At 63.8% G+C, this 26,058-nt stretch carries 16 protein-coding genes; 3 read left to right on the forward strand and 13 right to left on the reverse strand.

What is annotated here, in order from left to right; genetic code table 11:
- Positions 1-36: 36 nt before the first annotated feature.
- The 5 genes from rpsJ to rpsL form a co-directional block, all read right to left on the reverse strand.
- Positions 37-345, reverse strand: a complete 309-nt coding sequence (rpsJ, locus tag QX051_RS14870; RefSeq protein WP_002712302.1) for a 30S ribosomal protein S10 — start codon at positions 343-345, stop codon at positions 37-39.
- 91 nt (positions 346-436) lie between these two features.
- Entirely contained in the window at positions 437-1,627 is a 1,191-nt protein-coding gene (gene tuf, locus QX051_RS14875; RefSeq protein ID WP_006611837.1) for an elongation factor Tu, read from the reverse strand.
- 39 nt (positions 1,628-1,666) lie between these two features.
- Positions 1,667-3,739: an elongation factor G gene (gene fusA / locus QX051_RS14880; RefSeq protein ID WP_315737597.1), complete on the reverse strand. Its 2,073-nt coding sequence runs from the start codon at positions 3,737-3,739 to the stop codon at positions 1,667-1,669.
- Positions 3,740-3,772: 33 nt separating this feature from the next.
- Positions 3,773-4,243 carry a 30S ribosomal protein S7 gene (rpsG, locus tag QX051_RS14885; protein WP_006611835.1) on the reverse strand — a complete coding sequence of 157 codons (471 nt, stop codon included), beginning with the start codon at positions 4,241-4,243 and terminating at the stop codon, positions 3,773-3,775.
- Positions 4,244-4,273: 30 nt separating this feature from the next.
- Entirely contained in the window at positions 4,274-4,645 is a 372-nt protein-coding gene (gene rpsL, locus QX051_RS14890) for a 30S ribosomal protein S12 (protein ID WP_006611834.1), read from the reverse strand.
- A gap of 648 nt (positions 4,646-5,293) precedes the next feature.
- On the opposite strand from rpsL, the gene QX051_RS14895 reads away from it, so the two are divergent.
- A complete protein-coding gene (locus QX051_RS14895; protein ID WP_315776626.1) occupies positions 5,294-6,523 on the forward strand; it encodes an NAD(P)/FAD-dependent oxidoreductase in 1,230 nt (409 codons plus the stop codon).
- Here the strand turns inward: QX051_RS14895 and QX051_RS14900 are convergent.
- The 6 genes from QX051_RS14900 to rplJ all read right to left on the reverse strand — a co-directional run bounded on the left by QX051_RS14900 (position 6,454) and on the right by rplJ (position 21,109).
- Positions 6,454-8,523, reverse strand: a complete 2,070-nt coding sequence (locus QX051_RS14900; RefSeq protein WP_315776627.1) for an ABC transporter ATP-binding protein — start codon at positions 8,521-8,523, stop codon at positions 6,454-6,456. The genes QX051_RS14895 and QX051_RS14900 overlap by 70 nt on opposite strands.
- A 240-nt stretch (positions 8,524-8,763) precedes the next feature.
- Positions 8,764-10,827 carry an FAD-dependent oxidoreductase gene (locus tag QX051_RS14905; protein ID WP_315776628.1) on the reverse strand — a complete coding sequence of 688 codons (2,064 nt, stop codon included), beginning with the start codon at positions 10,825-10,827 and terminating at the stop codon, positions 8,764-8,766.
- A gap of 338 nt (positions 10,828-11,165) precedes the next feature.
- A complete protein-coding gene (gene rpoC, locus QX051_RS14910; RefSeq protein ID WP_315737593.1) occupies positions 11,166-15,365 on the reverse strand; it encodes a DNA-directed RNA polymerase subunit beta' in 4,200 nt (1,399 codons plus the stop codon).
- Between the two features lie 131 nt (positions 15,366-15,496).
- A complete protein-coding gene (gene rpoB, locus QX051_RS14915) occupies positions 15,497-19,615 on the reverse strand; it encodes a DNA-directed RNA polymerase subunit beta (RefSeq protein ID WP_315737592.1) in 4,119 nt (1,372 codons plus the stop codon).
- A gap of 543 nt (positions 19,616-20,158) precedes the next feature.
- The gene (gene rplL / locus QX051_RS14920; RefSeq protein WP_315737591.1) at positions 20,159-20,530 is read right to left on the reverse strand and encodes a 50S ribosomal protein L7/L12; all 372 of its coding nucleotides are present in this window, start codon (positions 20,528-20,530) and stop codon (positions 20,159-20,161) included.
- A 60-nt stretch (positions 20,531-20,590) separates the two neighbouring features.
- The gene (gene rplJ / locus QX051_RS14925; protein ID WP_315737590.1) at positions 20,591-21,109 is read right to left on the reverse strand and encodes a 50S ribosomal protein L10; all 519 of its coding nucleotides are present in this window, start codon (positions 21,107-21,109) and stop codon (positions 20,591-20,593) included.
- 596 nt (positions 21,110-21,705) lie between these two features.
- Here rplJ and QX051_RS14930 point away from each other — a divergent pair.
- Both QX051_RS14930 and QX051_RS14935 read left to right on the forward strand, forming a co-directional pair.
- The gene (locus QX051_RS14930) at positions 21,706-22,323 is read left to right on the forward strand and encodes a carboxymuconolactone decarboxylase family protein (RefSeq protein ID WP_315776629.1); all 618 of its coding nucleotides are present in this window, start codon (positions 21,706-21,708) and stop codon (positions 22,321-22,323) included.
- A gap of 105 nt (positions 22,324-22,428) precedes the next feature.
- Positions 22,429-22,953: an OsmC family protein gene (locus QX051_RS14935; RefSeq protein ID WP_315776630.1), complete on the forward strand. Its 525-nt coding sequence runs from the start codon at positions 22,429-22,431 to the stop codon at positions 22,951-22,953.
- 275 nt (positions 22,954-23,228) lie between these two features.
- Here the strand turns inward: QX051_RS14935 and QX051_RS14940 are convergent, their stop codons facing one another.
- Together QX051_RS14940 and QX051_RS14945 are read right to left on the reverse strand one after the other, a co-directional pair.
- Complete coding sequence (locus QX051_RS14940; RefSeq protein WP_315776631.1) at positions 23,229-23,876, reverse strand: Isoquinoline 1-oxidoreductase subunit; 648 nt, start codon at positions 23,874-23,876, stop codon at positions 23,229-23,231.
- Positions 23,873-26,056, reverse strand: coding sequence for a xanthine dehydrogenase family protein molybdopterin-binding subunit (locus tag QX051_RS14945; protein WP_315776632.1), 2,184 nt, complete (start codon positions 26,054-26,056; stop codon positions 23,873-23,875). The genes QX051_RS14940 and QX051_RS14945 overlap by 4 nt, the downstream gene beginning before the upstream one ends.
- Positions 26,057-26,058: the final 2 nt, after the last annotated feature.

The following is a 26,058-nucleotide window of genomic DNA, read 5'->3' on the forward strand; positions in this document are numbered from 1 at the left end:
TATGTCCGCGTGAGGTGCGAACGTGAATCCAAAAACTTAGAGCTTGATCTCGACGTCGACACCGGCGGCCAGATCGAGCTTCATCAAAGCATCGACGGTCTGCGGGGTCGGATCGACGATGTCGAGCAGGCGCTTGTGGGTGCGCATCTCGAACTGCTCGCGGCTCTTCTTGTCGACGTGCGGCGAACGGTTCACGGTGAACTTCTCGATGCGGGTCGGCAGCGGAATGGGTCCGCGAACCTGCGCGCCGGTCCGTTTCGCCGTGTTGACGATCTCGCGCGTCGACGTATCGAGGATACGATGGTCAAACGCCTTGAGACGGATGCGGATATTTTGGCCGTTCATTGCCGTATCTTTCTGTGAGTAGTGAGTGGCGAGTAGCGAACGGCGAATGGATAATCTCCATTCGCCACCCGCCATTCCCTATTCGCTGTTGTTACTCGATGATCGAGGCGACGACGCCGGCGCCGACGGTGCGGCCGCCCTCGCGGATGGCGAAGCGCAGCTTCTCCTCCATCGCGATCGGCACGATCAGGTGCACTTCCATCGCGATGTTGTCGCCCGGCATCACCATCTCGGTGCCTTCCGGCAGATGAACGACGCCGGTCACGTCGGTCGTGCGGAAGTAGAACTGCGGACGATAGTTGGTGAAGAACGGCGTGTGACGGCCGCCCTCTTCCTTGGTGAGGATGTAGGCCTCAGCCTTGAACTTGGTGTGCGGCTTGACCGAGCCCGGCTTGCACAGCACCTGGCCGCGCTCGACGTCCTCGCGCTTGGTGCCGCGGAGCAGCGCGCCGATGTTGTCGCCGGCCTGACCCTGATCGAGCAGCTTGCGGAACATTTCGACGCCGGTGACGGTGGTCTTCTGGGTCGGGCGGATGCCGACGATCTCGATTTCCTCACCGACCTTGATGATGCCGCGCTCGACACGGCCGGTCACCACGGTGCCGCGGCCGGAGATCGAGAACACGTCTTCGACCGGCATCAGGAAGGGCTGGTCGATCGGACGCTCCGGCTGCGGAATGTACTCGTCGACATTGCGCATCAGCTCGAGGATGGCGTCGTGGCCGAGCTTCTTGTCCGAATCTTCGAGAGCGGCGAGCGCCGAGCCCTTGATGATCGGGATCTTGTCGCCCGGGAATTCGTACTTCGACAGCAGCTCGCGGACCTCGAGCTCGACGAGCTCCAGCAGCTCCGGATCGTCGACCATGTCGCACTTGTTGAGGAACACGACCAGCGCCGGCACGCCCACCTGGCGAGCGAGCAGGATGTGCTCACGGGTCTGCGGCATCGGGCCGTCAGCGGCCGACACGACCAGGATCGCGCCGTCCATCTGCGCGGCGCCGGTGATCATGTTCTTCACGTAGTCGGCGTGGCCGGGGCAATCGACGTGCGCGTAGTGGCGGTTCTTGGTCTCGTACTCGACGTGCGCGGTCGAGATGGTGATGCCGCGCGCCTTCTCTTCCGGGGCCTTGTCGATCTGGTCGTAGGCAGTGAACGTCGCACCGCCCGTCTCGGCCAGGATCTTGGTGATTGCAGCCGTCAGCGAGGTCTTGCCGTGGTCGACGTGACCGATGGTGCCGATGTTGCAGTGGGGCTTGTTACGTTCAAACTTAGCTTTGGCCATTTGACTCTCCGTTCAGTCGCTCACTTGAGCTCGCGACAATCAGGCAAACTTCTTCTGGACTTCAGCCGACACGTTGGCCGGCGCTTCAGCGTAGTGCGAGAACTGCATCGTGAAGGTCGCGCGACCCTGGCTCATGGAGCGCAGGTTGTTCACGTAACCGAACATGTTCATGAGCGGCACCATCGCGTTGATGACGTTGGCGTTGCCGCGCATGTCCTGGCCCTGGATCTGGCCACGACGCGAGTTCAGGTCGCCGATGACCGAGCCGGTGTAGTCTTCCGGGGTCACCACCTCGACCTTCATGATCGGCTCGAGCAGAACCGACTTGCCCTTCTGCAGCGCCTCGCGGAAAGCCGCACGAGAGGCGATTTCGAAGGCTAGCGCCGACGAGTCGACATCGTGATACTTGCCGTCGACCAGTGCCACCTTGACGTCGACCACCGGGAAGCCGGCGACGACGCCCGCGCCGAGCACGCTCTCGATGCCCTTCTCGACGCCCGGGATGTATTCCTTCGGAACCGCACCGCCGACGATCTTGGACTCGAACACATAGCCGCCGCCCGGCTCGTTCGGCTCGACCACGAGGCTCACGGCCGCGAACTGGCCGGTACCGCCGGTCTGCTTCTTGTGGGTGTAGTCCACGTTGGCCGGCTTGGTGATACGCTCACGGAACGCCACCTGCGGCGCGCCGATGTTCGCATCGACCTTGTAGGTGCGCTTGAGGATGTCGACCTTGATGTCGAGATGGAGCTCGCCCATCCCCTTCAGAATGGTCTGGCCCGACTCGTGATCGGTCGACACGCGGAAGGACGGATCCTCCGCGGCCAGCTTCGCCAGCGCGACGCCCAGCTTCTCCTGGTCGGCCTTCGACTTCGGCTCGATCGCGATCTCGATGACCGGCTCCGGGAACTCCATCTTTTCCAGGATCACCTGGTTGGACGGATCGCACAGCGTGTCACCGGTGCGGGCTTCCTTGAGGCCTGCAAGAGCGACGATGTCGCCGGCATAGGCTTCCTTGATGTCCTCGCGGTTGTTCGCATGCATCAGCAGCATGCGGCCGATGCGTTCCTTCTTCTCGCGGGTCGAGTTCACGACGCCGGTGCCCGAGGTCAGGACGCCCGAATAGATGCGGCAGAAAGTGATGGTGCCGACGAACGGGTCGTCCATGATCTTGAACGCCAGCAGCGCCAGCGGCTCCTTGTCGTCCGCCTTGCGCACGACCTCGTTGCCCTTGTCGTCGGTGCCCTTGATCGCGGGCACATCGAGCGGCGACGGCAGATAGTCGACGACGGCGTCGAGCAAGGGCTGCACGCCCTTGTTCTTGAAGGCCGAGCCGCACAGCACCGGATAGAAGGCGCCGGTCAGCACCGCCTTGCGGATCAGGCGCTTCAGGGTCGCCTCGTCCGGCTCGTTGCCGTCCAGGAACGCAGCCAGGGCGTCGTCGTCGAGCTCGACGGCGGCTTCCACCAGCTTCTCGCGATATTCCTTGGCCTGATCGGCGAGATCAGCCGGAATCTCGGCGTAGTCGAACTTCGCGCCAAGCGCCTCGTCGTTCCAGACGATCGCCTTCATCGTCACGAGATCGATGCAGCCCTTGAAGTTGTTCTCCGCGCCGATCGGCAGCTGAATAGCCACCGGCTTCGCGCCCAGGCGATCGACGATGTCGGACAGGCACTTGAAGAAGTCGGCGCCGGTCTTGTCCATCTTGTTCGCGAAGACGATGCGCGGCACCTTGTACTTGTCGCCCTGACGCCAGACGGTCTCGGTCTGCGGCTCGACGCCCTGGTTGGAGTCGAGCACGCAGACGGCGCCGTCGAGCACGCGCAAGCTACGCTCGACCTCGATGGTGAAGTCGACGTGACCGGGGGTGTCGATGATGTTCAGGCGCTTGCCGTTCCAGAACGCGGTGGTCGCGGCGGAGGTGATCGTGATTCCACGCTCCTGCTCCTGCTCCATCCAGTCCATCGTCGCGGCACCTTCGTGCACTTCGCCGATCTTGTGGCTCTTGCCCGTGTAATAGAGGATGCGCTCGGTCGTGGTCGTCTTACCGGCGTCGATATGCGCCATGATGCCGAAGTTGCGATAGTCTTCGATGGCGTGTTGGCGGGGCATGGGTGTGTTCCCTGATTTCCGTCGGTTTCGCCGTTACCAGCGATAGTGCGAGAAGGCGCGGTTGGCTTCAGCCATCCGGTGCACGTCTTCACGCTTCTTCACGGCGTTGCCCCGGTTATTGGAGGCATCGAGCAGCTCCGCCGAAAGCCGCTCGGTCATCGTCTTCTCGTTGCGGTCGCGCGCGGCCGAGATCAGCCAGCGGATGCCCAGCGCCTGCCGGCGGGTCGAACGAACTTCGACCGGCACCTGGTAGGTCGCGCCGCCGACGCGGCGGGAACGGACCTCGATGGTCGGCATGACGTTTTCGAGGGCCTGCTCGAACACCGTCAGCGGGCTCTGCTTGGTCTTGGCCTCGATGATGCCGAACGCGCCGTAGACGATACCTTCGGCGACCGACTTCTTGCCGGCGTACATCACCGAGTTCATGAACTTGGTGACAATGATGTTCCCGAACTTCGGATCCGGAAGCACTTCACGCTTTTCGGCTGAATGGCGACGCGACATGTGATCTTGTTCCCGCTTCTCTCGAACGTCTTACTTCGGACGCTTCGCGCCATACTTCGAACGGCGCTGCTTACGGTTCTTGACGCCCTGGGTATCCAGCACGCCGCGGAGGATGTGGTAGCGCACGCCCGGCAAGTCCTTGACGCGGCCGCCGCGGATCATGACCACCGAGTGCTCCTGCAGGTTATGGCCTTCACCCGGGATGTAGCCGATCACCTCGAAGCCGTTGGTCAGGCGCACCTTGGCGACCTTACGAAGCGCCGAGTTCGGCTTCTTCGGGGTCGTGGTGTAGACGCGCGTGCAAACGCCACGCTTCTGCGGCGACTGCTGCAGCGCCGGCACCTTCTTGCGCGACTTCTGCACTTCGCGCGGATTTGCGATCAGCTGGTTGATCGTCGGCATCTTGGCCTTCACCCTTCTCAACGTTCGCACGGAGACCGCGACCGGCTTCCGCAAATTCTGTTCGAGGTTCCCCGCCTCACCGGGCCGTTCGCGCGATCAAAACCCACGCAAAACGAAATCGCGCCAACCGTTCATCGCTGAACGGAAAGCGCTTGACGCCACAGAGGACCGCGATCACCACCAGTCAGCTTGCGCTGGCGGGCGGCCTACCGAGGTCATGCATCCGAAATTGGTCTCAGGAGAACGAGCTCGAGAGATCTAATATCGTTTTGGCATTGCCTAGCTATGATCGACAGCGTTTGAGCGGCATTCGTCGAGGGTGGTGCCCGTCCCACCCTGTTCTGGGTGGTCTGGGTGATCCGTACCGACGCTGGCGAAGCTCACCGCCTGTCGTTGAGTGCCGGCCTTTTATAAGCGGTAAATATCCAAGTCAAGCAAAACGACGCCGCAGGACGCTCAAAGAAGCGCTTCTGGCCGCTGCAGTTTCCGCTCCGACGGTGCCCCCCGCGTCCTAAGGTATCTGTAGACCGCAGAGCCCTGCCCGCGCCTGCGCAGTCACCTCTCCAACCCCGGAAATATCCAGAGACATTGAAGATAAGGCTTTTTTCGGCTTTGGCCGACAAGGATGGCGCCACGACGAGGCGCCCGGTGACAGAATATACCGATATTGCGATCATTGGCGGCGGCCTGGCCGGCGCGATCACGGCCGCCATGCTCGGGCGTGCGGGCATCCCGGCGATTCTGGTCGATCCCCACGCGATCTACCCGGCCGACTTTCGAATCGAGAAGATCTCCGGTGCCGGGCAGATCGACCGGTTCCGTCGCACCGGGATCGCCGACAAGGCGTTAACCCAAGCCACCCTGGCCTCGGAGAACTGGATCGCCCGATTCGGCTACGTGCTCGAACGGGCGCCAGTCCAGCAATATGGCATCCCGTACGATACGCTGGTGACGGCCGTGCGTGACGAGATCCGTGGCCCTGTGACGCGAATCGTCGCCAAGGCCGTGGCGATCACGCCAGGCGAGGATCGCCAGTCGGTCGTGCTGTCCAACGGGCAGACGATCTCGGCCCGCCTCGTCGTGCTCGCCAACGGGCTGAACGTTGGGCTGCGGCACATGCTGGGAATCACCCGCAAGATCACCAGCCCCGCGCATTCCGTCTCGATCGGCTTCGACCTGACGCCGGTCGGCCGCGCCGCCTTCCCGTTCCCGGCCATGACCTACTTCCAGGAGCGGGCCAGTGCGCGGGTGCCCTACATCACCCTGTTCCCGATCGGCGAGCGCATGCGGGCGAACCTGTTCGCCTATCGCGAGGTGGATGATCCCTGGCTGCGGGCGATCCGGCGCGCCCCGGTCGAAACGCTGACGGCCGCCCTGCCCGGCCTGCGGCGGATCACTGGCGAGTACGCCGTGAGCGGCGAGGTGAAGGTCCGGCCGGCCGATCTGATCACCAACAGCGGATATCGCATGCCCGGCGTGGTGCTCGTCGGCGACGCCTTCTGCACCACCTGCCCCGTCACCGGCACCGGCTCCGACAAGGTGTTCACCGATGTCGAGCGCCTCTGCAACGTCCACATTCCGCGCTGGCTGGCGACTGACGGCATGGGCGAGGCCAAGATCGCGGCCTTCTATGCGGACCCGGTCAAGATGGCCTGCGATGCGTGGTCGCTCGAGAAGGCCTGGAATTTCAGATCCGTCTCGATCGGGACCAGACCCTATTGGCAGGCGCAGCGCTGGGCACGCTTTGCAGTCTCGCTCGGCCGCGGCACGCGGCAGCGGCTGACGAAGACCATTGCGCCGCTCAACGCTTATTCCTCGTCGTCGTCGTCGTCGTCATCATCCTCATCGTCGTCTTCATCGCTGTCGTCGTCGGCCTGATCGGCCCGACTCGGCTGGTGGCCCTGGTCGTCCCACAGCTTGCGATAGACACCGTTCTTGGCCAAGAGCTCGGTGTGGCTGCCGCGCTCGATCGCCCGGCCGCCGGAGATGACGATGATCTCGTCCATCTCGACCACCGAGGTCAGGCGGTGGGTCGACCAGATCATGGTGCGGCCCTTGGCGACCTTGAGCAGGGTGCGGTTGATTGCGGCTTCCGTGGTCTGGTCGAGCGCCGAGGTCGCCTCGTCGAGCAGCAGCACGGAGGGATTGCGGATGATGGCGCGGGCGATTGCGATGCGCTGGCGCTGGCCGCCGGACAGCGTGTCGCCGCGCTCGCCGACGAGCGTGTCGTATTTCTGCGGCAGGCTCATGATGTAGCGGTGGATCTCGGCCTTCTTGGCCGCCTCCTCCACCTCGGCGTCGGTGGCGCCCTCCTTGCCGAGCCGGATGTTCTCCCGCAGCGACATGTTGAACAGCATGTTCTCCTGGAACACCACGGCCATGCTGCCGCGCAGCGAATCGCGCGTGACCCTGCGGATGTCGACGCCGTCGATGGTGACGCGGCCTTCGTTGGGCACGTAGAGTCGCAGGATCAGGTTGAGCAGCGTGCTCTTGCCCGAGCCCGACGGACCGACGATCGCGATCCGCTTGCCGACGTCGAGCTTGAGGCTGAGATTGTCGAGCACCGGCGTCTGGCTGCCCTCGTACTGGAAGGTCACGCGCTCGAAGGTGATGTCGTGGCTGATGCGGGGCAGATCCGGCGCGCCCGGCCGGTCGGCGCCGCGGGTCGGCTCGTCCAGCAGCTCCTGCATGTGCCGGATTGCGGCCGCCGAGGAAATCGACACCGGCACGAAGTGCATGACATGGGCGATGTTGTAGGACACCTCCCAGAACGCGCTCTCGAAGGTGACGAAGGTGCCGATGGTGATCTGGCCCTTGGTGGCGAGATAGGCGCCGAGGGCAAGCACGACGAGATGCAGCAGCAGCACGGAGATCGTGACCGTGCGCTCGACCATGGTCGACAGGAACATCGCATCGGCCATCTTGCGCCGCGCCGCGTCGTTGCGGAAGCTGAACCAGCCGAATACCTTGCGGTGCAGGCTGAAGGCCTTGATGACGGCTTGCGCCGCGATGTTCTCCTGGATCACGCCGAGCAGCGACGCCTCGTTCAGCTTCTGCTCGTAATTGGCCTGAACCGCCTTCGGCGTCAGGATGCGCGGGCCGATCAGGGTGATCGGAAACACCAGCAGCGCGATCGCAGCGAGCTGCCAGTTGAGGAACAGCATCAGAATGATGCCCGCAATCAGCTCGAGGAACGGCAGCACAGCGCTGTTGGCGAAACTCTTCACGACGTTCTCGAACGCCGACATGTCGACCGAGAAGCGCGACAAGATCTCGCCGCGCTTGGTGCGCTGGAAATAGGCGGCCGGCAGGTTCTGCACGTGGTCGAACAGACGGGTGCGGACATCCGAGATGACGCAGGCCGCCAGACGCGCATCCCAGCGCTCGTAGAGCACGGCAACGATCGAGGTGAAGATGCCCGCAACGGCCAGCACGCCGAGGATGCGATAGAGCGCCTCGAAATCCTCCTCGCCGAGCGCATCGTCGATCAGGAACTTGAGGCTGAGCGGCATGATGACGTTGAACAGCGTCTCGATCAGGACGCCGATCGACACGAAAGCCAGCATCTTCTTGTATCTGGCGAGCAGCGGCGAGATGAAGCCGTAGATGGTCGCAAGCGCACCGGCGGCCTCGCGGGCCGTGTAGACGACGAGATCCTCGTCGTCGTCGTCATCGTCGAGGTCGAGGCCGGCCTCTTCGCCGTCCTCCTCGTCATCGTCCTCGATGACATCAGCCTTCTCGGTCGCCGACGTCTTCGCTGTTCCGGGTTTTGGAACGGCAGGCACGGCCGCCGCCGGCCCCCGCTTGTCCAAATCATCGGCAGGATCAGCTGCCGTTGCGGACGTCTGATTTCGCGGCGGTGAAGATTTGGGCGCCATTCAACGAACCGATCCTGCACGGCCAGCATGACCGTAACGGATTAAAGCGGCTCGGCTTTAACACCTGTGTCCGCCGGCCGCCAGCATTCTCGCGACACGGTGCCGCAGCGGCCGCGACCAAGACGCGGCCTTGTCACGCAACCAGCACAGTCACAAGCGCCGCGGACGCAAGACAGCATCGAGATGCCGGGTTCAACGCCCGCGACCTTGGCTCGAAATGACGGCGGCTGTGCCGCAAGCCTAGTCCTCGTCCTCGACCTTGTCGAAGAACGAATAGCGCAGGCTGTCGGCGTCGGCGTACCACTGACCGGGCCCCTTGTTGGCCGCGAGCGTCGCAGCCCACACCTCGTCGGTGCAATCGCGGCGGTGCATGGCCAGATCAAACCCGTTGCCGAAGAACAGCTCCGACCACTCCCACCAGGTGCCGAGCTTCTTGACCCCACGCAGCAGGTCGTAGCGGTCGACCAGCGCCGGGGCCATGTCCGAGGTGATCGAGCCGAACACGAGGCCGGTCTTGACGACACGGTTGAGCTCGCGGATCGCGCGCGCAACCTGCTTGTCACCGAGGTGGCAGAGGCTGGTCTCGAACACGAAATCGAACTCACCGGTCTTGAACGGCATGTCGGTGATCGAGCCGAGCTTGTTGTACTTCTTCAGCGCCTTCGGCGTCTTGCCGTGGATGTAGCGGTTGTTCTCTATGCCCCAGGCATCGATGCCGCGCTCGCGGAGCGCTCCCACCAGCTCGCCGCTCGCGGAGCCGGCGACCAGGAGCTTGTAGCCCTTGCCCTTGCCGGCCCGGTTCCAGACGATCTTGATCAGGCTGGTCAGATAGTCCGGATCGGTGAACTGCGACCACGCTTCGCTGTAAGGCCCCTGCCCGCGATAATTGTCGAAATAGTCGCGGTCGATCTTGTCCGACAGCGGCATCTCGGCCTGCGAGCGGGCGCGGCGCAGCCGCATCATCTCGGTCAGGATGATGTCGGTGGCCGCATCTGAGGAATCGAGCAGCCCGTTCAAGGTCGAGTCGAACAGGTAGTCTCCGACCACGACGATACCGGGGTGCTCCTTCGGCTCAGGCCGGTGATTGGTCATGACGTCGCGCACCGGCAGACCGCCGGGCAGCGCGTTGACCGACGACAGCCAGCGATGGATCTTGCCTTCCATGAAGTGCGCGCGCGCATCGCCTAGCGCCGCCGGGAGCGACTTCAGGGCGGCATCGATCAGCTCCTGGTCCGACAGATTGGCGAAGGCGAGCGCATCCGAGCCCGCGATCAGCCAGTTCAGCACGCCGTGCTTGCCGACGTCGTGGCGCGAGCCCTCGTTGTAGATGCAGCAGCCGCCGAACGCCTCCGACATAAACCAGGAGCCCGGAATCTTCTCGCCCCAGAACGGCTCGTCGAACAGGATCGAGACGCGCAGATAATGCGCGGGACGATCGAAATAGGCGATGTGCTTGACCATGGACTGGCGCAGCTTCTCGCCGTCCCAGCCGACCGTCGACAGCCAGGAATGCGGCAGACACACCAACACGAGATCGAACTCGCGCGTCTCCGGCCCCTTGCCGTTCATCATGTTGAGCCGGTAGCGGCCCTGCTCGGTCTTGCCGATGCGGAGCACGCGATGATTGAGTTTGATGTCAGCATCAACCTCCGAGCGAAGGCACTCGATCAGCTGCTCATTGCCGTTCTGGATCGAGTACAGGCCGATATAGTCGTCGATATCCATCACGAAGTTCTTGAGCGCATTGAGGCCGTTGGTGTTGTGGGCCTCGGTCGCGAGGTCGGAGCGCGACATCACCTTGAAGAAGCGCTTGGCCGTGGGATCCTCGACCTCCTCGTCGAGCAGCTCTTCGCAGGTCTTGTAGGCCCAGGGGTGCTCGTTATCGTGGGCGCCGACGCCTTCGTAATATTCGACCGGCGACATTACCTCCGTACAACGCTTGCGGAACGCCTCGACGGCAGCGGCCGTCTTCGGGCCGTACTTGCGGCGCAGCCCGGGCACGTCGTCGAGCAGCTCGCCGTCGAGCTGGACCTGCAGCGCATCCATCGGAATCGTCTGCAGACCGAAATGCTGGATCAGCTCGCGCAGCGGATCAGGGCCGGTCATCGAGTAGTCGTAGATTTCTGCGACACCAGCCTCATACATCGCCGGTGCGGTATCGAACTTGCGCGTCACGATCTTGCCGCCGAGCCGGTCGGATGCCTCGAAGATCGTCACCTTGCAGAGATCGCCGAGTTTGCGCCTCAGGTACCAGGCGCTCATCAGTCCACCCGGACCGCCACCAACAATCGCAAGGTCAAGCATCTAAGTTCCGCCATCTCCGGCTGTCAGCGACGTTGCCGGTCGTCCATATCAGGGGTCCTGCCACCCTCGGGGCTCGATCGGCCATAGCGTACCCGGCCCGCAAAAGATTTGCGCCGGAGCAAATCGGCGCATCGCCACGGGAGTCGACGGAAATCAGCTCAGCGGATCTGATGCTTCCAAGAGCACCTCTGTCCCTGAAGGGAAGATGAACAACGGGGCAGCAGCGCGGCAACAGGAGAAGAAAATGTCAAAAAAAGGCCGGCAACCGCCGGCCTTTTCTACGCGTGATGAACGCACGGCAGACCCCAACACCGTCAGGGTCTGCCGCAATCGTCCGTTTACTCTGCCGGCGGCAGAGCGAGCGGCTGAGGCTCGGGCTGCGCCGGCACGATCGCCGCCTGCTTCTCGCGCTCGTCGAGAATCAGCTTGTCGCGCTTCAAGGCGACTTCGCGGATGCGGGCCATCGAGGCGCCGGTGCCAGCCGGGATCAGACGGCCGACGATGACGTTCTCCTTGAGACCCTCGAGCGGATCGATCTTGCCGTTGACCGCCGCCTCGGTGAGGACGCGGGTGGTCTCCTGGAACGAGGCCGCCGAGAAGAACGACCGGGTCTGCAGGCTCGCCTTGGTGATGCCGAGCAGAACCGGAGTGCCTGTGGCCGGCTTCTTCGCCTCCTCCACGGCCTTCGCGTTGAGCAGGTCGAACTCGATCTTGTCGACCTGTTCGCCCGAGATCATGTCGGTGTCGCCCTGGTCGGCGATCTCCACCTTCTGCAGCATCTGACGGACAATCACCTCGATGTGCTTGTCGTTGATGAGCACGCCCTGCAGCCGGTAGACCTCCTGGATCTCGTTGACCAGATAGGCCGCGAGCTCCTCGATGCCCTTGATCGCCAGGATGTCGTGCGGCGCCGGGTTGCCTTCGACGATGAAGTCACCCTTCTCGACGATGTCGCCATCCTGCAGATGGATGTGCTTGCCCTTCGGGATCAGGTACTCGCGCGGCTCCTCGGTCTTGTCGACCGGCTCGATCGAGATGCGACGCTTGTTCTTGTAGTCGCGACCGAACCGGATGGTGCCGGCGATCTCAGCGATGATCGCGGCATCCTTCGGCTTGCGCGCTTCGAACAGCTCCGCCACCCGCGGCAGACCGCCGGTGATGTCGCGCGTCTTGGCGCTTTCGGTCGAGATACGCGCCAGGATGTCGCCTGGCTTCACCGTCGCACCGACGTCGACAGAAAGAATCGCGTCGACCGACAGCATGTAGCGGGCATCGCCGCCGCGGGCGAGCTTGAGCACCTTGCCGTCCTTGCCCTTGATCACGATCGCCGGACGCAGATCCGCGCCACCGCGCGTTCCACGCCAGTCGATGACCACGCGCTTGGCAATACCGGTGGATTCGTCGAGCGTTTCCGAGATCGACAGACCTTCGGTCAGATCCTCGAACCCGATCGTGCCCTCCGCTTCCGTGAGGATCGGGCGGGTATAGGGATCCCACTCGGCGATGCGCTGGCCGCGCTTGATCATGTCGCCGTCGTCGACGTGCATGCGCGAGCCGTACTGGATACGGTGCGTCGCACGCTCGGTGCCGTCGGGGTCGACGATCGTCACGACCATGTTGCGGACCATCGCGATCAGGTGACCCTCGCTGTTGCGAGCGATCGACTTGTTCCTGATGACCACCTTGCCTTCGAAGTTCGATTCCACGAAGGACTGCTCGTTCAGCTGCGCTGCGCCACCGATGTGGAAGGTGCGCATCGTCAGCTGGGTGCCGGGCTCACCGATCGACTGCGCGGCGATGACGCCGACAGCCTCGCCATGATTAACCGGCGTGCCGCGCGCCAGATCGCGGCCGTAGCACATCTTGCAGATGCCGTTGACAAGCTCGCACGTCAGCGCAGAGCGGATCTTCACCTCCTGCACGCCAGCCTGCTGGATGGCGTCGATGTGGCTCTCCTCCATCAGCGTGCCGGCCTTGACCAGCACGGCGTTGGTCGCGGGATCACGCACGTCATCGCAGGGCACGCGGCCCAGGATGCGCGAGCCGAGCGAAGCCACGACCGTGCCGGCATCGACGATGGCGCGCATCTTGATGCCGAGATGGGTGCCGCAATCGTCCTGCGTGATGATGCAGTCCTGCGCGACGTCGACCAGACGACGGGTCAGGTAGCCCGAGTTCGCGGTCTTCAACGCGGTGTCCGCGAGGCCCTTGCGGGCGCCGTGGGTCGAGTTGAAGTACTCGAGAACCGACAGACCTTCCTTGAAGTTCGAGATGATCGGCGTCTCGATGATCTCACCCGACGGCTTGGCCATCAGGCCGCGCATGCCGGCGAGCTGACGCATCTGGGCCGGCGAACCGCGGGCACCGGAATGCGACATCATGTAGATCGAGTTGATGTCGGCATCCGCCCCCGTCGCCGTCTTCTTGGTGACGGAGATTTCCTTCATCATCTCCTTGGCGATCTCTTCGCTGGCCTTCGACCAGGCGTCGACGACCTTGTTGTACTTCTCGCCATGGGTGATCAGACCGTCATTGTACTGCTGCTCGAAATCCTTCGCCAGCGTACGTGTGGTGTCGACGATCTTCCACTTGCCCGCCGGCACGACCATGTCGTCCTTGCCGAACGAGATGCCCGCCTTGAAGGCGTTGTAGAAGCCGAGCGCCATGATGCGATCGCAGAAGATCACCGTCTCCTTCTGGCCGCAGTGACGATAGACCTGATCGATCACGCCCGAGATTTCGCGCTTGGTCATCAGCTTGTTGATGACCTCGAACGTGACGCGCGGATGCTTCGGCAGGAGATTGCCGAGCATGACGCGGCCCGCGGTGGTTTCGATCCAGCGCTTGGCGACCTTGCCGGTCTCGTCCATGCCCTCCCAGCGATACTTGATCTTGCTGTGGAGATGGATGGCCTTGGCGTGCAGCGCATGCTCGAGCTCGGCCATGTTGCCGAACGCCATGCCCTGGCCGGGCATGCCTTCGCGCATGATCGAGACGTAGTAGAGACCGAGCACGATGTCCTGCGACGGCACGATGATCGGCTGACCATTGGCCGGATGCAGGATGTTGTTGGTCGACATCATCAGGACGCGCGCTTCCAGCTGCGCTTCGAGCGACAGCGGAACGTGGACGGCCATCTGGTCGCCGTCGAAATCGGCGTTGAACGCGGAGCAGACCAGCGGATGCAGCTGGATCGCCTTGCCTTCGATCAGCACCGGCTCGAACGCCTGGATGCCGAGGCGATGCAGCGTCGGCGCGCGGTTCAACAGCACCGGATGCTCGCGGATGACCTCGTCCAGGATGTCCCAGACCTCGGGGCGCTCCTTCTCGACCAGCTTCTTGGCCTGCTTGACCGTCGTCGACAGGCCCTTGGCATCGAGCCGCGAATAGATGAACGGCTTGAACAGCTCGAGCGCCATCTTCTTCGGCAGGCCGCACTGGTGCAGGCGCAGCTCCGGACCGACCACGATGACCGAGCGACCGGAATAGTCGACGCGCTTGCCGAGCAGGTTCTGACGGAAGCGGCCCTGCTTGCCCTTGAGCATGTCGGCGAGCGACTTCAACGGACGCTTGTTGGCGCCGGTGATGACGCGGCCGCGGCGGCCGTTGTCGAACAGCGCATCCACCGCCTCCTGAAGCATGCGCTTCTCGTTGCGGATGATGATGTCGGGCGCGCGCAGCTCCATCAGCCGCTTCAGGCGGTTGTTGCGGTTGATGACGCGGCGGTAGAGGTCGTTGAGGTCGGAGGTCGCGAAGCGGCCGCCGTCGAGCGGCACCAGCGGCCGCAGATCCGGCGGGATCACCGGAACCACGGTCATGATCATCCATTCCGGCTTGTTGCCGGAGTGGCGGAACGCCTCGACGATCTTCAGGCGCTTGGCGAGCTTCTTGTGCTTGATGTCGGAGTCGGTCTCCTGCATCTCGGCACGCAGCGTCTGCTCGAGCTTCTCCAGCTCGAGGCCGCGCAGCAGCTCACGGATCGCCTCCGCGCCGATCATGGCGGTGAAGCTGTCCTGGCCGTATTCGTCCTGCGCCTTGAGGTACTCGTCCTCGGACAAGAGCTGACGGTCCTTGAGCGCGGTCAGACCCGGCTCGAGAACGACGTAATATTCGAAATACAGGATCCGCTCGAGATCCTTCAGCGTCATGTCGAGCAGCAGGCCGATGCGCGACGGCAGCGACTTCAGGAACCAGATGTGCGCGACGGGAGCGGCGAGCTCGATATGGCCCATGCGCTCGCGCCGGACGCGCGACAGGGTCACCTCGACCGAGCACTTCTCGCAGATGATGCCCTTGTACTTCATCCGCTTGTACTTGCCGCACAGGCACTCGTAGTCCTTGATCGGCCCGAAGATGCGGGCGCAGAACAGGCCGTCGCGCTCGGGCTTGAAGGTGCGGTAGTTGATCGTTTCCGGCTTCTTGATCTCGCCGTAGGACCAGGACAGAATCTTCTCCGGAGACGCAATCGAGATCCGGATCTGGTCGAAGACCTGAGCCGGCGTCGTCGGATTGAAGAGATTCATAATTTCTTGGTTCATCGTATTCTCCTCGCGGGCCGATCGGGGGTCGGCCGCAAATTCGAAAATCTCTCAACGGGCGCCTTGTCCTGACCCGCGGGGGAAGGCGCCGGCACCCGGCCGTCCGAGACGGCCGGGCCTGACCTCTTGAACTACTCGGCGGCTTCCGACGTCGGCGCCGGTCCGAGCTTGGAGTTGTGCAGGTCGACGTTGAGGCCGAGCGAGCGCATTTCCTTGACCAACACGTTGAACGATTCCGGAATACCGGCCTCGAACGTGTCGTCGCCGCGCACGATCGCCTCGTAGACCTTGGTGCGGCCGGCGACGTCGTCCGACTTCACCGTCAGCATCTCCTGCAGCGTGTAGGCCGCGCCGTAGGCTTCGAGCGCCCACACCTCCATTTCGCCGAAACGCTGGCCGCCGAACTGGGCCTTGCCGCCCAGCGGCTGCTGGGTGACCAGCGAGTACGGGCCGATCGAACGCGCATGGATCTTGTCGTCGACCAGATGGTGCAGCTTCAGCATATAGATGTAGCCGACCGTCACCTTGCGATCGAACGCATCGCCGGTGCGGCCATCATAGACCGTCGACTGACCGGATGCGTCGAGGCCGGCGAGCTTCAACATCTCCTCGATGTCGGCCTCCTTGGCGCCGTCGAACACCGGTGTGGCGATCGGCACGCCACGGCTCAGATTGTGACCAAGCTCGATCAACTCGTTGTCGTTGAGCGACTTGATGGTCTCGTCATCGCCGTAGATCCGCTTCAAGGTCTCCTTCAGCGGCTTCACGTCCTGCTTCGACAGGTAGGCATCGACCGTCTGGGCGATGCGCTTGCCGAGGCCGGCGCAGGCCCAGCCGAGATGCGTCTCGAGGATCTGTCCGACGTTCATGCGCGAGGGCACGCCCAGCGGGTTCAGCACGATGTCCGCATGCGTGCCGTCCTCGAGGAACGGCATGTCCTCGATCGGCACGATCTTGGAGACGACGCCCTTGTTGCCGTGACGGCCGGCCATCTTGTCGCCCGGCTGGATCTTGCGCTTCACCGCAACGAAGACCTTGACCATCTTCATCACGCCTGGCGGCAGCTCGTCGCCACGCTGCAGCTTCTCGACCTTGTCGAGGAAGCGCTGTTCCAGCCCCTTCTTCGACTCGTCGTACTGCTTCCGCATGGCCTCGATCTCGGCCATCAGCTTGTCGTTCGGCGAGGCGAACAGCCACCACTGCGACTTCGGATACTCGTCGAGCACCGCGCGCGTGATCTTGGTGTCCTTCTTGAAGCCCTTCGGACCAGAGATGCCCTGACGGCCATCCAGCATGTCGGCGAGACGGCTGTAGACGTTGCGGTCCAGGATCGCCTGCTCGTCGTCGCGGTCCTTGGCCAGACGCTCGATCTCTTCCCGCTCGATCGCCAGCGCACGCTCGTCCTTGTCGACGCCGTGCCGGTTGAAGACGCGGACTTCGACGATCGTGCCCTGCACGCCCGGCGGCACCCGCAGCGAGGTGTCGCGCACGTCCGAGGCCTTCTCGCCGAAGATGGCGCGCAGCAGCTTCTCTTCCGGCGTCATCGGGCTCTCGCCCTTCGGCGTGATCTTGCCGACCAGGATGTCGCCGGCGCGCACCTCCGCGCCGATATAGACGATGCCGGCTTCGTCGAGGTTCTTCAGCGCCTCTTCCGACACGTTCGGAATGTCGCGCGTGATTTCCTCCGGACCCAGCTTGGTGTCGCGGGCCATCACCTCGAATTCCTCGATGTGGATCGAGGTGAAGACGTCCTCCTTCACGATCCGCTCGGAGAGCAGGATGGAGTCCTCGAAGTTGTAGCCGTTCCACGGCATGAACGCGACGAGCACGTTGCGGCCGAGCGCGAGCTCACCGAGATCGGTCGACGGACCGTCAGCGATGATGTCGCCCTTCTTGACGATGTCGCCGACCTTCACCAGCGGACGCTGGTTGATGCAGGTCGACTGGTTCGAGCGCTGATACTTCATCAGCCGGTAGATATCGACGCCCGACTTGGTCGGATCGAGATCCTCCGTGGCGCGGATGACGACGCGGGTGGCGTCGATCTGGTCGATCACGCCGGAGCGGCGCGCCGCGATCGCGGCGCCCGAGTCACGGGCCACGACGCCTTCCATTCCGGTACCGACGAACGGCGCCTCGGCGCGAACCAGCGGCACGGCCTGGCGCTGCATGTTCGAGCCCATCAGCGCGCGGTTGGCGTCGTCGTTCTCGAGGAACGGGATCAGCGCCGCGGCCACCGAAACGAGCTGCTTCGGCGACACGTCCATGTAGTCGACCTTGTCGGGCGTCATCGGCACGACTTCGCCGGCGTGACGGCAGACCACGAGGTCCTCGGTGAAGCGGCCCTTGGCATCGAGCGGCACGTTGGCCTGCGCGACGCGGTAGCGCCCCTCCTCCATGGCCGACAGATACACCACCTCGTCGGTGACCCGGCCGTCCTTGACCTTGCGGTACGGCGTCTCGACGAAGCCATACTTGTTGACACGGGCGAAGGTCGCCAGCGAGTTGATCAGGCCGATGTTCGGACCTTCAGGTGTCTCGATCGGGCAGATGCGGCCGTAATGCGTCGGATGCACGTCGCGCACCTCGAAGCCGGCGCGCTCGCGGGTCAGACCGCCCGGTCCAAGCGCCGACAGGCGGCGCTTGTGGGTGATCTCCGACAGCGGGTTGGTCTGGTCCATGAACTGCGACAGCTGCGACGAGCCGAAGAACTCGCGCACGGCAGCGGCGGCAGGCTTGGCGTTGATCAGGTCCTGCGGCATCACGGTGTCGATGTCGACGCTCGACATGCGCTCCTTGATGGCGCGCTCCATGCGCAACAGGCCGATGCGGTACTGATTCTCCATCAGCTCGCCGACCGAGCGGACGCGGCGGTTGCCGAGATGGTCGATGTCGTCGATCTCGCCCTTGCCGTCACGCAGGTCGACCAGGGTCTTGATGACCGACAGGATGTCTTCCTTGCGCAGCGTGCGCTGGGTGTCGGGCGCATCGAGCTCGAGGCGCATGTTCATCTTGACGCGACCGACCGCGGAGAGGTCGTAGCGCTCGGCATCGAAGAACAGCGACTGGAACATCGCCTGCGCCGAATCGAGCGTCGGCGGCTCGCCCGGACGCATCACGCGGTAGATGTCGAACAGCGCATCCTCACGCGTCATGTTCTTGTCGGCCGACAGCGTGTTGCGGATGTAGGGGCCGACATTGACGTGGTCGATGTCGAGCAGCGGCAGGTCCTTGTAGCCCTGCTCGTTCAGCACCTTGAACAGCTTGTCGGTGATCTCCTCGCCGGCCTCGGCGTAGATCTCACCCGTCTTCGGATTGACGAGATCCTCGGCGATGTAGTTGCCGAGCAGCTCCTCGTCCGACATGCGCAGCGCCTTCAGCCCCTTCTCCTGGAGCTGGCGGGCGGCGCGCACGGTGAGCTTCTTGCCGGCCTCGAGCACGACCTTGCCGGTGTCGGCGTCGATCAGGTCGTTCACGGTCGAATAGCCGCGGAACCGGTTGGCGTCGAACGGAACGCGCCAGCCTTCCTTGATGCGCTTGTAGATCAGCTTCTTGTAGAAGGTCGACAGGATCTGCTCGCCGTCGAGGCCGAGCGCGAACATCAGCGACGTCACCGGCAGCTTGCGGCGACGGTCGATGCGCGCGAACACGATGTCCTTGGCGTCGAACTCGATATCGAGCCAGGAGCCGCGATACGGAATGACGCGGGCAGCGAACAGCAGCTTGCCCGACGAATGGGTCTTGCCCTTGTCGTGGTCGAAGAACACGCCCGGCGAACGGTGCATCTGCGAGACGATGACGCGCTCGGTGCCGTTCACGATGAAGGTGCCGTTCATGGTCATGAGCGGAATGTCGCCCATGTACACGTCCTGCTCCTTGATGTCCTTCACCGACTTCGCACCGGTTTCCTCGTCGATATCGAACACGATGAGGCGCAAGGTCACCTTGAGCGGCGCAGCGAAGGTCATGCCGCGCTGGCGGCACTCGTCGACGTCGTATTTCGGCGGCTCGAACTCGTAGCGGACGAATTCCAGCATCGAGGTGCCCGAAAAGTCGGAGATCGGGAACACCGAGCGGAACACCGCCTGCAGGCCCTCATCCGCTCGCCCACCCGTGGGCTCGTCCACCATCAGGAACTGGTCGTAGGACGCCTTCTGAACCTCGATGAGGTTCGGCATCTCCGCGACTTCCTTGATGTGTCCAAAGAACTTGCGAACGCGTTTGCGACCGGTGAATGTCTGCTGCGCCATCGTGGCCTCTCATTTCGTCGCCCGGAGGGGCGAACCTTCCGAAACAGCGGCTGCCACCGCCCCTTCGGGTTGAATTTCGATCCATTTCGAGGATCTGAGGCTCAAAGCCGGAACGGAAACGTCCCAGCTCTGTTCTTCAGACCAGCAAAACGCAAAACGACGCGCGAGGCGCGAGGGCGCACCCGCTCGTCACAACCATCTCGTCACGGACTGCAAAAGCCCGAAATTGCCTATCTCCCAACGGTCTAAGGGCGGAGACGCCACTCCACCGATAACCGGCTTTTCGTGCTGCCGACCCAATATGGGCCGACGATAGCCGAGATTCGAGGGGGAAGCCCCTAAATCTCCACACTTTTCCGTGTTCGGCCCGCAACGGGCGATCCTGTTGCACGCCTTTTGCAGTATCCCGGCCCGACCCGACACCTCTGCAAAACTCTTTTGTCCCGATGATGACCGGGCGATGTTACCGCCCGGTCACCACAATCTCTCGAAACCTTCGGACCTGCCTTAGGCCGCCGGAAGGCTCCGCGTGCAATCTTGCGATTACTTGAGGTCGATCTTGGCGCCAGCCTTCTCGAGCTGAGCCTTGATCTTCTCGGCCTCTTCCTTGTTGACGCCTTCCTTGACCGGCTTCGGGGCACCCTCGACCAGGTCCTTGGCTTCCTTCAGGCCCAGGCCGGTGATGGCGCGGACTTCCTTGATGACCTCGATCTTCTTGTCGCCGGCCGAAGCCAGGACAACCGTGAACTCGGTCTTCTCTTCCGCCGGAGCGGCAGCGGCAGCGGCCGGGCCAGCAACCGCGACGGCGGCAGCGGCGGACACGCCCCACTTCTCTTCCAGGAGCTTGGCGAGCTCGGCGGCCTCGAGAACGGTGAGCGAGGACAGGTCGTCGACGATTTTCTGCAAGTCAGCCATTGATCTACTTCCTTAAGATGGTTCGGTTCGAAACCAGGTTTTGAGTGTTTGCGAAGGGCGTCAGGCCGCTTCGCCCTTTGAGGCATGAGCCTGAATGACGCGCGCGACCTTGGCCGCGGGTGCGTTGGCGAGCTGGGCGAGCTTGGTCGCCGGAGCCTGGATCAGGCCGACGAGCTTGCCGCGCAGTTCGTCCAGCGACGGCAGCGAGGCGAGAGCCTTGACGCTGTCGACATTCAGGACGGTTTTACCCATGGAGCCGCCGAGGATGACGAACTTTTCGTTCGCCTTGGCGAATTCCATGGCAACCTTGGGCGCCGCGACAGGATCGTTCGAAGTTGCGATCACGGTCGGCCCCTTCAACAGGGGACCGATGCCGACGACGTCCGTGCCTTCAAGAGCAATTTTGGCGAGACGGTTCTTCGAGACCTTCACCGACGCGCCCGCCTGCTTCATCTGCATGCGCAGCTTCTGCATCTGGGCCACGGTGAGGCCGGAATAGTGAGCGACGACCGCGACGCCCGTGGTCTTGAAGACCTCGTGCAGTTCCTCGACCGCCTCTTTCTTTGCCGCTCGTTCCACAGCAAGCTCTCTCCGGTTGGCGGCCTTCGCCCGAAAGCGGGACCGCCGGGTTGCACCCGCCGCCCCACCAAACCTGACCTCCGGACGGAAGAACCCGAGGACACGCAAGGCAAAACGGCGATGAATAGCCTGCCCTTCCGCAAGGCTTTATCGGCCCACGGAGTGTCGAGGTTCGAACCAAACCTGCATGCCACCACGACAGAGGCAGTGGACATGCCGAAATCCGGTCTTCACCCGTCTATGCAGGCTGGACGATTAAGCCATTGAGGAAATTGAATTCCGCGCCGGCGCCTGCAGTCTCGGACAGGATCGGGGTGATCGGCGGACCGACCTCCCCTGCGGCACTCGAGAGCAGAAAGATCCTTCTTCCTTCCGGGTCATCCAAACGGATATCCTCAAAAGGAATGCTGATCCTCTAGGCTTTCGGAATGCGCGCACGAGCGCGCCAGCAAATGCCAGCCCGCCCGGAAGCCGGTTCTTTAACGGGTCCACGGCGACTTGCCAAGACCCCCAAGAGCAAAAATCGCACCAGTTGGGCAGTTCGCGAGGCCCCCACGAGCATCCGCCAGCGCCTGACAGGCGAAGGCGAGAGCAGCATGCGGGTTCCCACGCTCGGTCTCTCCCCCCGTCATTGCGAGCGAAGCAATCCAGGGTCGAGAAGGAAGTCTGGATTGCTTCGTCGCAATGACGGCGCTCATGACGGCCGAGGTCTCACACCGGATAAGTGTAGGCCGTTGCGGCGGTCACGCCGGGTCTTCACGGGCGCTTTGGCTTCGGCCGTCATCTGTGCGGCCGTGTTCGCATCCAGCCTCGGCCTGGCCGGCCAGGCAGAGGTCGATGCCACCTACAAGGACATCAAGCAGACGCTCGGCAAGGTGCCAGGCTTTCTCCACCAGGTTTCGAAAGCCGCGCTGCCGGGCGCCTGGGCCGAGGTGAAGGCGCTGCAGTTTTCGAACGAAACCGCCCTGCCGCCGAAGGTGAAGGCTCTGATCTCACTCGCCGTCTCCGCCCAAATCCCCTGTCGGTACTGCATCTGGGAAGACACCGAGAACGCCAAGCGGGCAGGTGCGACGAAGGACGAAATCGAGGAAGCCGTCGCGATCGCCGCGGTGGCCCGGCACTGGAACACGATCTTCAACGGCATGCAGGTCGATTTTGAGACCTTCAAGAAGGAGCTTGGCGGCGACGCGCAAGCGGCTCCGCCTGCCAAATAAGGCGAACACCATCGGCAATGTGCCAAATCGGGATGCCGAACGGAAAACGCTGCCGTCGGCATCCCATGGCGTGATTTAGAAACCCAGGATTGGAAGGAGGCAAGGATGCCCATCGTTTTCGGAGAAGCTATCAGCACGGTGAAGGACATCGTGTCCGTGATGAAGAAGCATGGCGATGCGGTGCGCGGGACCTACCGTGCCCGCTACCGCTTCGATCCGCAGTCAAGCGATCCCTACACAACACCGCTTCTGGAGCGGCCGGCGAGCCTGAAGGACAATGCCCCGTCTGTCGTCTATCCCTGGGAACAGATCTTCGCCGCCGCAGCCGTCTGTGCCGGCTCGGACTATCCGATGCTGGCGGCGCATGCCGGCATCGATCTGCGTTCGGTCGAGTTCGTCGCGGAAGGCGTGTTCGACCCGCGTGGTGAATTCGATGGCCTCGAAGGGCTCGAGGCGCCCGTCGAGGCCCGGCATTGCTACCTATCCCTCCACCTCCGCGCCACCCTGAGTTCCTCCGCGCCGCGTGCCGAACTCGAGAAGATCCATGAGCGCGCCATTTCCCACAACATGGTGCTCGGCGCACTGAGGGGAATCCCCATGACCAGCGAGCTTGTGGTTCGGCAGGCATAGAGGTCAGATCGTCGTGTCCATGCCTGATGACTCGCGCCCACAGTCAAGCATCAAGGCTCTGATGGCCCACCATATCGCATCGTCCAGATCGGCACCTGACCGGGCCCATACTCATTTCCGATCCACAGTGTGCCGCAGATCTGCAGATAGGCGTAAGGCGTGCCATCGAACATCACCCACGCTCGCAATGACGAGGAGGGAGTTCGTCACGTCACGAGCATGGCAACGTTCGCGCGATCTGTCGTGTGTCGTGGCACCCGCCAGGGCCGTGCCGCCTACCCCTTCGGGCAGGCCCCACCGGCATCGGCCCAGGCCTTGATCAGCTCGCCGAACTGCTTCTGGCTGCCCGGCGCCGGCGTCCGCCCTGCTCCCGGATTCCAGCCCCAGCCGACTAGTTCGTCCTCAGCCATATGATGAATCAGCTGGGCCATGGTCTTGCCGCCGTTGAGCTTCGGGTCCTTGATCTGGGTGCAGATCTGGCCGAGCGATCGGCCCTGCCAAGCCATCTCGATCGGCGCCAGCTGCCACTTCGGATTGCCGGGCACGCGCGCCGGGTCGAAATTGGCTTCGTGGTGACAGGTCGTGCAGGCGAGCCCGCCGGGCGCGCCCATGCCGGCCTCGCCGCGGACCACCAGCGGCTGGTGCGGAATCATCTTGTCGGTCTGGGTCGGACGATCGCCGGCCGGATGGCAGTTCATGCAGCGCGGCGACTGCAGCACCTTGCCGGCCTCCTCGAACAGCGCCACCGCGCGCTCCTCCCTGTTCTTGATCTTCGCGAAGTCCGCTGCCGGCTTCAGGCCATTGGCCACGCGGGTCGCCTCGGGCGCGGCATAGGCGCGCTGAAGCTCCGGATAGGCCGCGACGGCAACCGCAGCCAGGCAGCCGGCGAGCAACGCCATCGCCCCCGTTCTAACCAGTCTCATGCAGTGTCTCCCGGCCGGATCGGCAATTGCGTGGGGCGCGGCAGGCCGAGCTTCGCCATGGCGTTGGCGACGGCCGGTCCGAGCGGCGGGACGCCGGGCTCGCCTACCCCCGATGGCTTCTCTGTCGACGGCACGATCGCGACCTCGATCTCGGGCATCTCGTGGATGCGCAGCGAGCGGTAGGTATCGAAATTGCCCGACACCGGACGTCCCTCGTCGAGCGGCTGCTGCGCATAGAGGATGTGGCCCAGCGCAAAGCCGATGCCGCCCTCCATCTGGGCGCGGATGATGTCGGGATTGACCGCGACGCCGCAGTCGACAGCGCACCAGACCTTGTGCACGACCGGTCCGTCGGCGCCCATCGACAGCTCGACAACCTGGGCGACGTAGGTGTTGAAGCTCTCGACCACGGCAACGCCGCGGGCGCGGCCCGCCTCGAGCTTGGCGCCCTTCCAGTCCGCGAGCTCGGCGACCGCCTTGAGCACACCGGCGTGACGCGGCTTGTCGGCCATCATCGCCAGTCGCCCCTCCACCGGATCCTGGCCGGCGGCTTCGAGCAGCTGATCGACGAACGCCTCGACAGCGTAGCCGGTATGGGTGTGGCCGACGGAGCGCCACCACAGCACGGGCACCCCGACATCGACCTGGTGCAGGTCGCAGCGGAAGTTCGGCACCTGGTACGGGATCTCGTTCGAGCCCTCATAGGCCGTCGCATCGAGACCGTTCTTCATGGTCATCGCCTCGAACGGCGAGCCCTTCATGATCGACTGCCCGACGATCGTATCCGACCACGCCACGATCTTGCCGTCGCGAACGACGCCGCGCATGCGATGCAGGCTGAACGGCCGGTAGTAGCCGCCGCGCATGTCGTCCTCGCGGGTCCACACCAGCTTGACCGGACGTCCCGGCCCGATCGCCTTGGCGACCTGCGCCAGCTCCATGGCGACATGGGTCGACTGCTGCGCGCGCCGGCCGAAGCTGCCGCCGGCGAGAATCGTCTTGAGATCGACCTTGGCGATGTCGAGCCCCAGCACCTGCGCGATCACGGCGTGATCAGGCGTCGGAAACTGGCTGCCGTAGCGCGCCGACGCGGTGTCGCCCTTCCAATGCAGGAAGGCGTTGATCGGCTCCATCGGCGCATGCGCCAGATAGGGGAAGACGAACTCGGTCTCGATCAGCTTGCCGCCCTTGGCGATCTCGGCGTCGACATCGCCCTCCTGCTTGACCAGCGCACCCTGCTTCTTCGCACGCGCGCGAAACTCCTCCAGCAGCTGCGCCGTGCCGCGCGTCTCCGCCTTGCTGTCGTCCCAGGTGATCTTGAGCAGGTCACGTGCCGTCTTGGCCGGCCAAAAGCCCTCGGCATAGACGGCGACGCCATTCGGCACCTCCTTGACGTCGACGACGCCAGGCACGGCCTTCGCTGCTGATGCGTCGAAGGAGGCCACCTTGCCGCCGAACCGCGGCGAGCGCGCCACCAGCACGGTCAAGGTCCCCGGATCCTTGATGTCGAGCGTGTACTCGGCCGAGCCGTTCGACTTCGCCACGCTGTCGAGCCGGGTCACGGCGCCTTCCTTGCCGATCAGCTTGAAGGCGGAGGGATCCTTGAGCTGCGGGTTCGCCGGCACCGGCTGTTGCATTGCCTTCGCGGCCAGCGCGCCGAAACCGCTCTGCTTGCCGGAGGGATGTCTAACGATACCTTTATCGACCGTGATCTCCTCGGCCGGCACCTTCCATTCGTCGGCAGCCGCAGCCACCAGCATCGCGCGCGCGGCGGCGCCGACCTTGCGCATCTGCTCGTAGGAATTGGCGATCGCGCTCGAGCCACCAGTGCCCTGCACCCCGAACAAGAGATTCTTGTAGAGCACCGGATTCGAGGGCGCATGATCGGCGCGCATCTGCGACCAATCGGCATCGAGCTCCTCAGCCACCAGGGTGGCCATGCCGGTGAACGGGCCCTGTCCGAACTCGATGTGCTTGCAGAGAACGGTGACGGTGTCGTCCCGGCCGATCACCAGAAACGTGTTCGGCGCGATGTTGACGGATTTTGCCGCAGCAGCGTCCTGCGCGTAGGCGACGCCGTTGCGCGCGACATAGGTGGCGAGCACGAACCCAGCGCCGGCTTTCAACAGCGAGCGGCGCGACAAGATCGCAGCGGCTTCAGATTTCACATGAAGGTTCACGA

Source organism: Bradyrhizobium sp. SZCCHNR1053 (genome assembly GCF_032381235.1).
Lineage (GTDB): Bacteria > Pseudomonadota > Alphaproteobacteria > Rhizobiales > Xanthobacteraceae > Bradyrhizobium.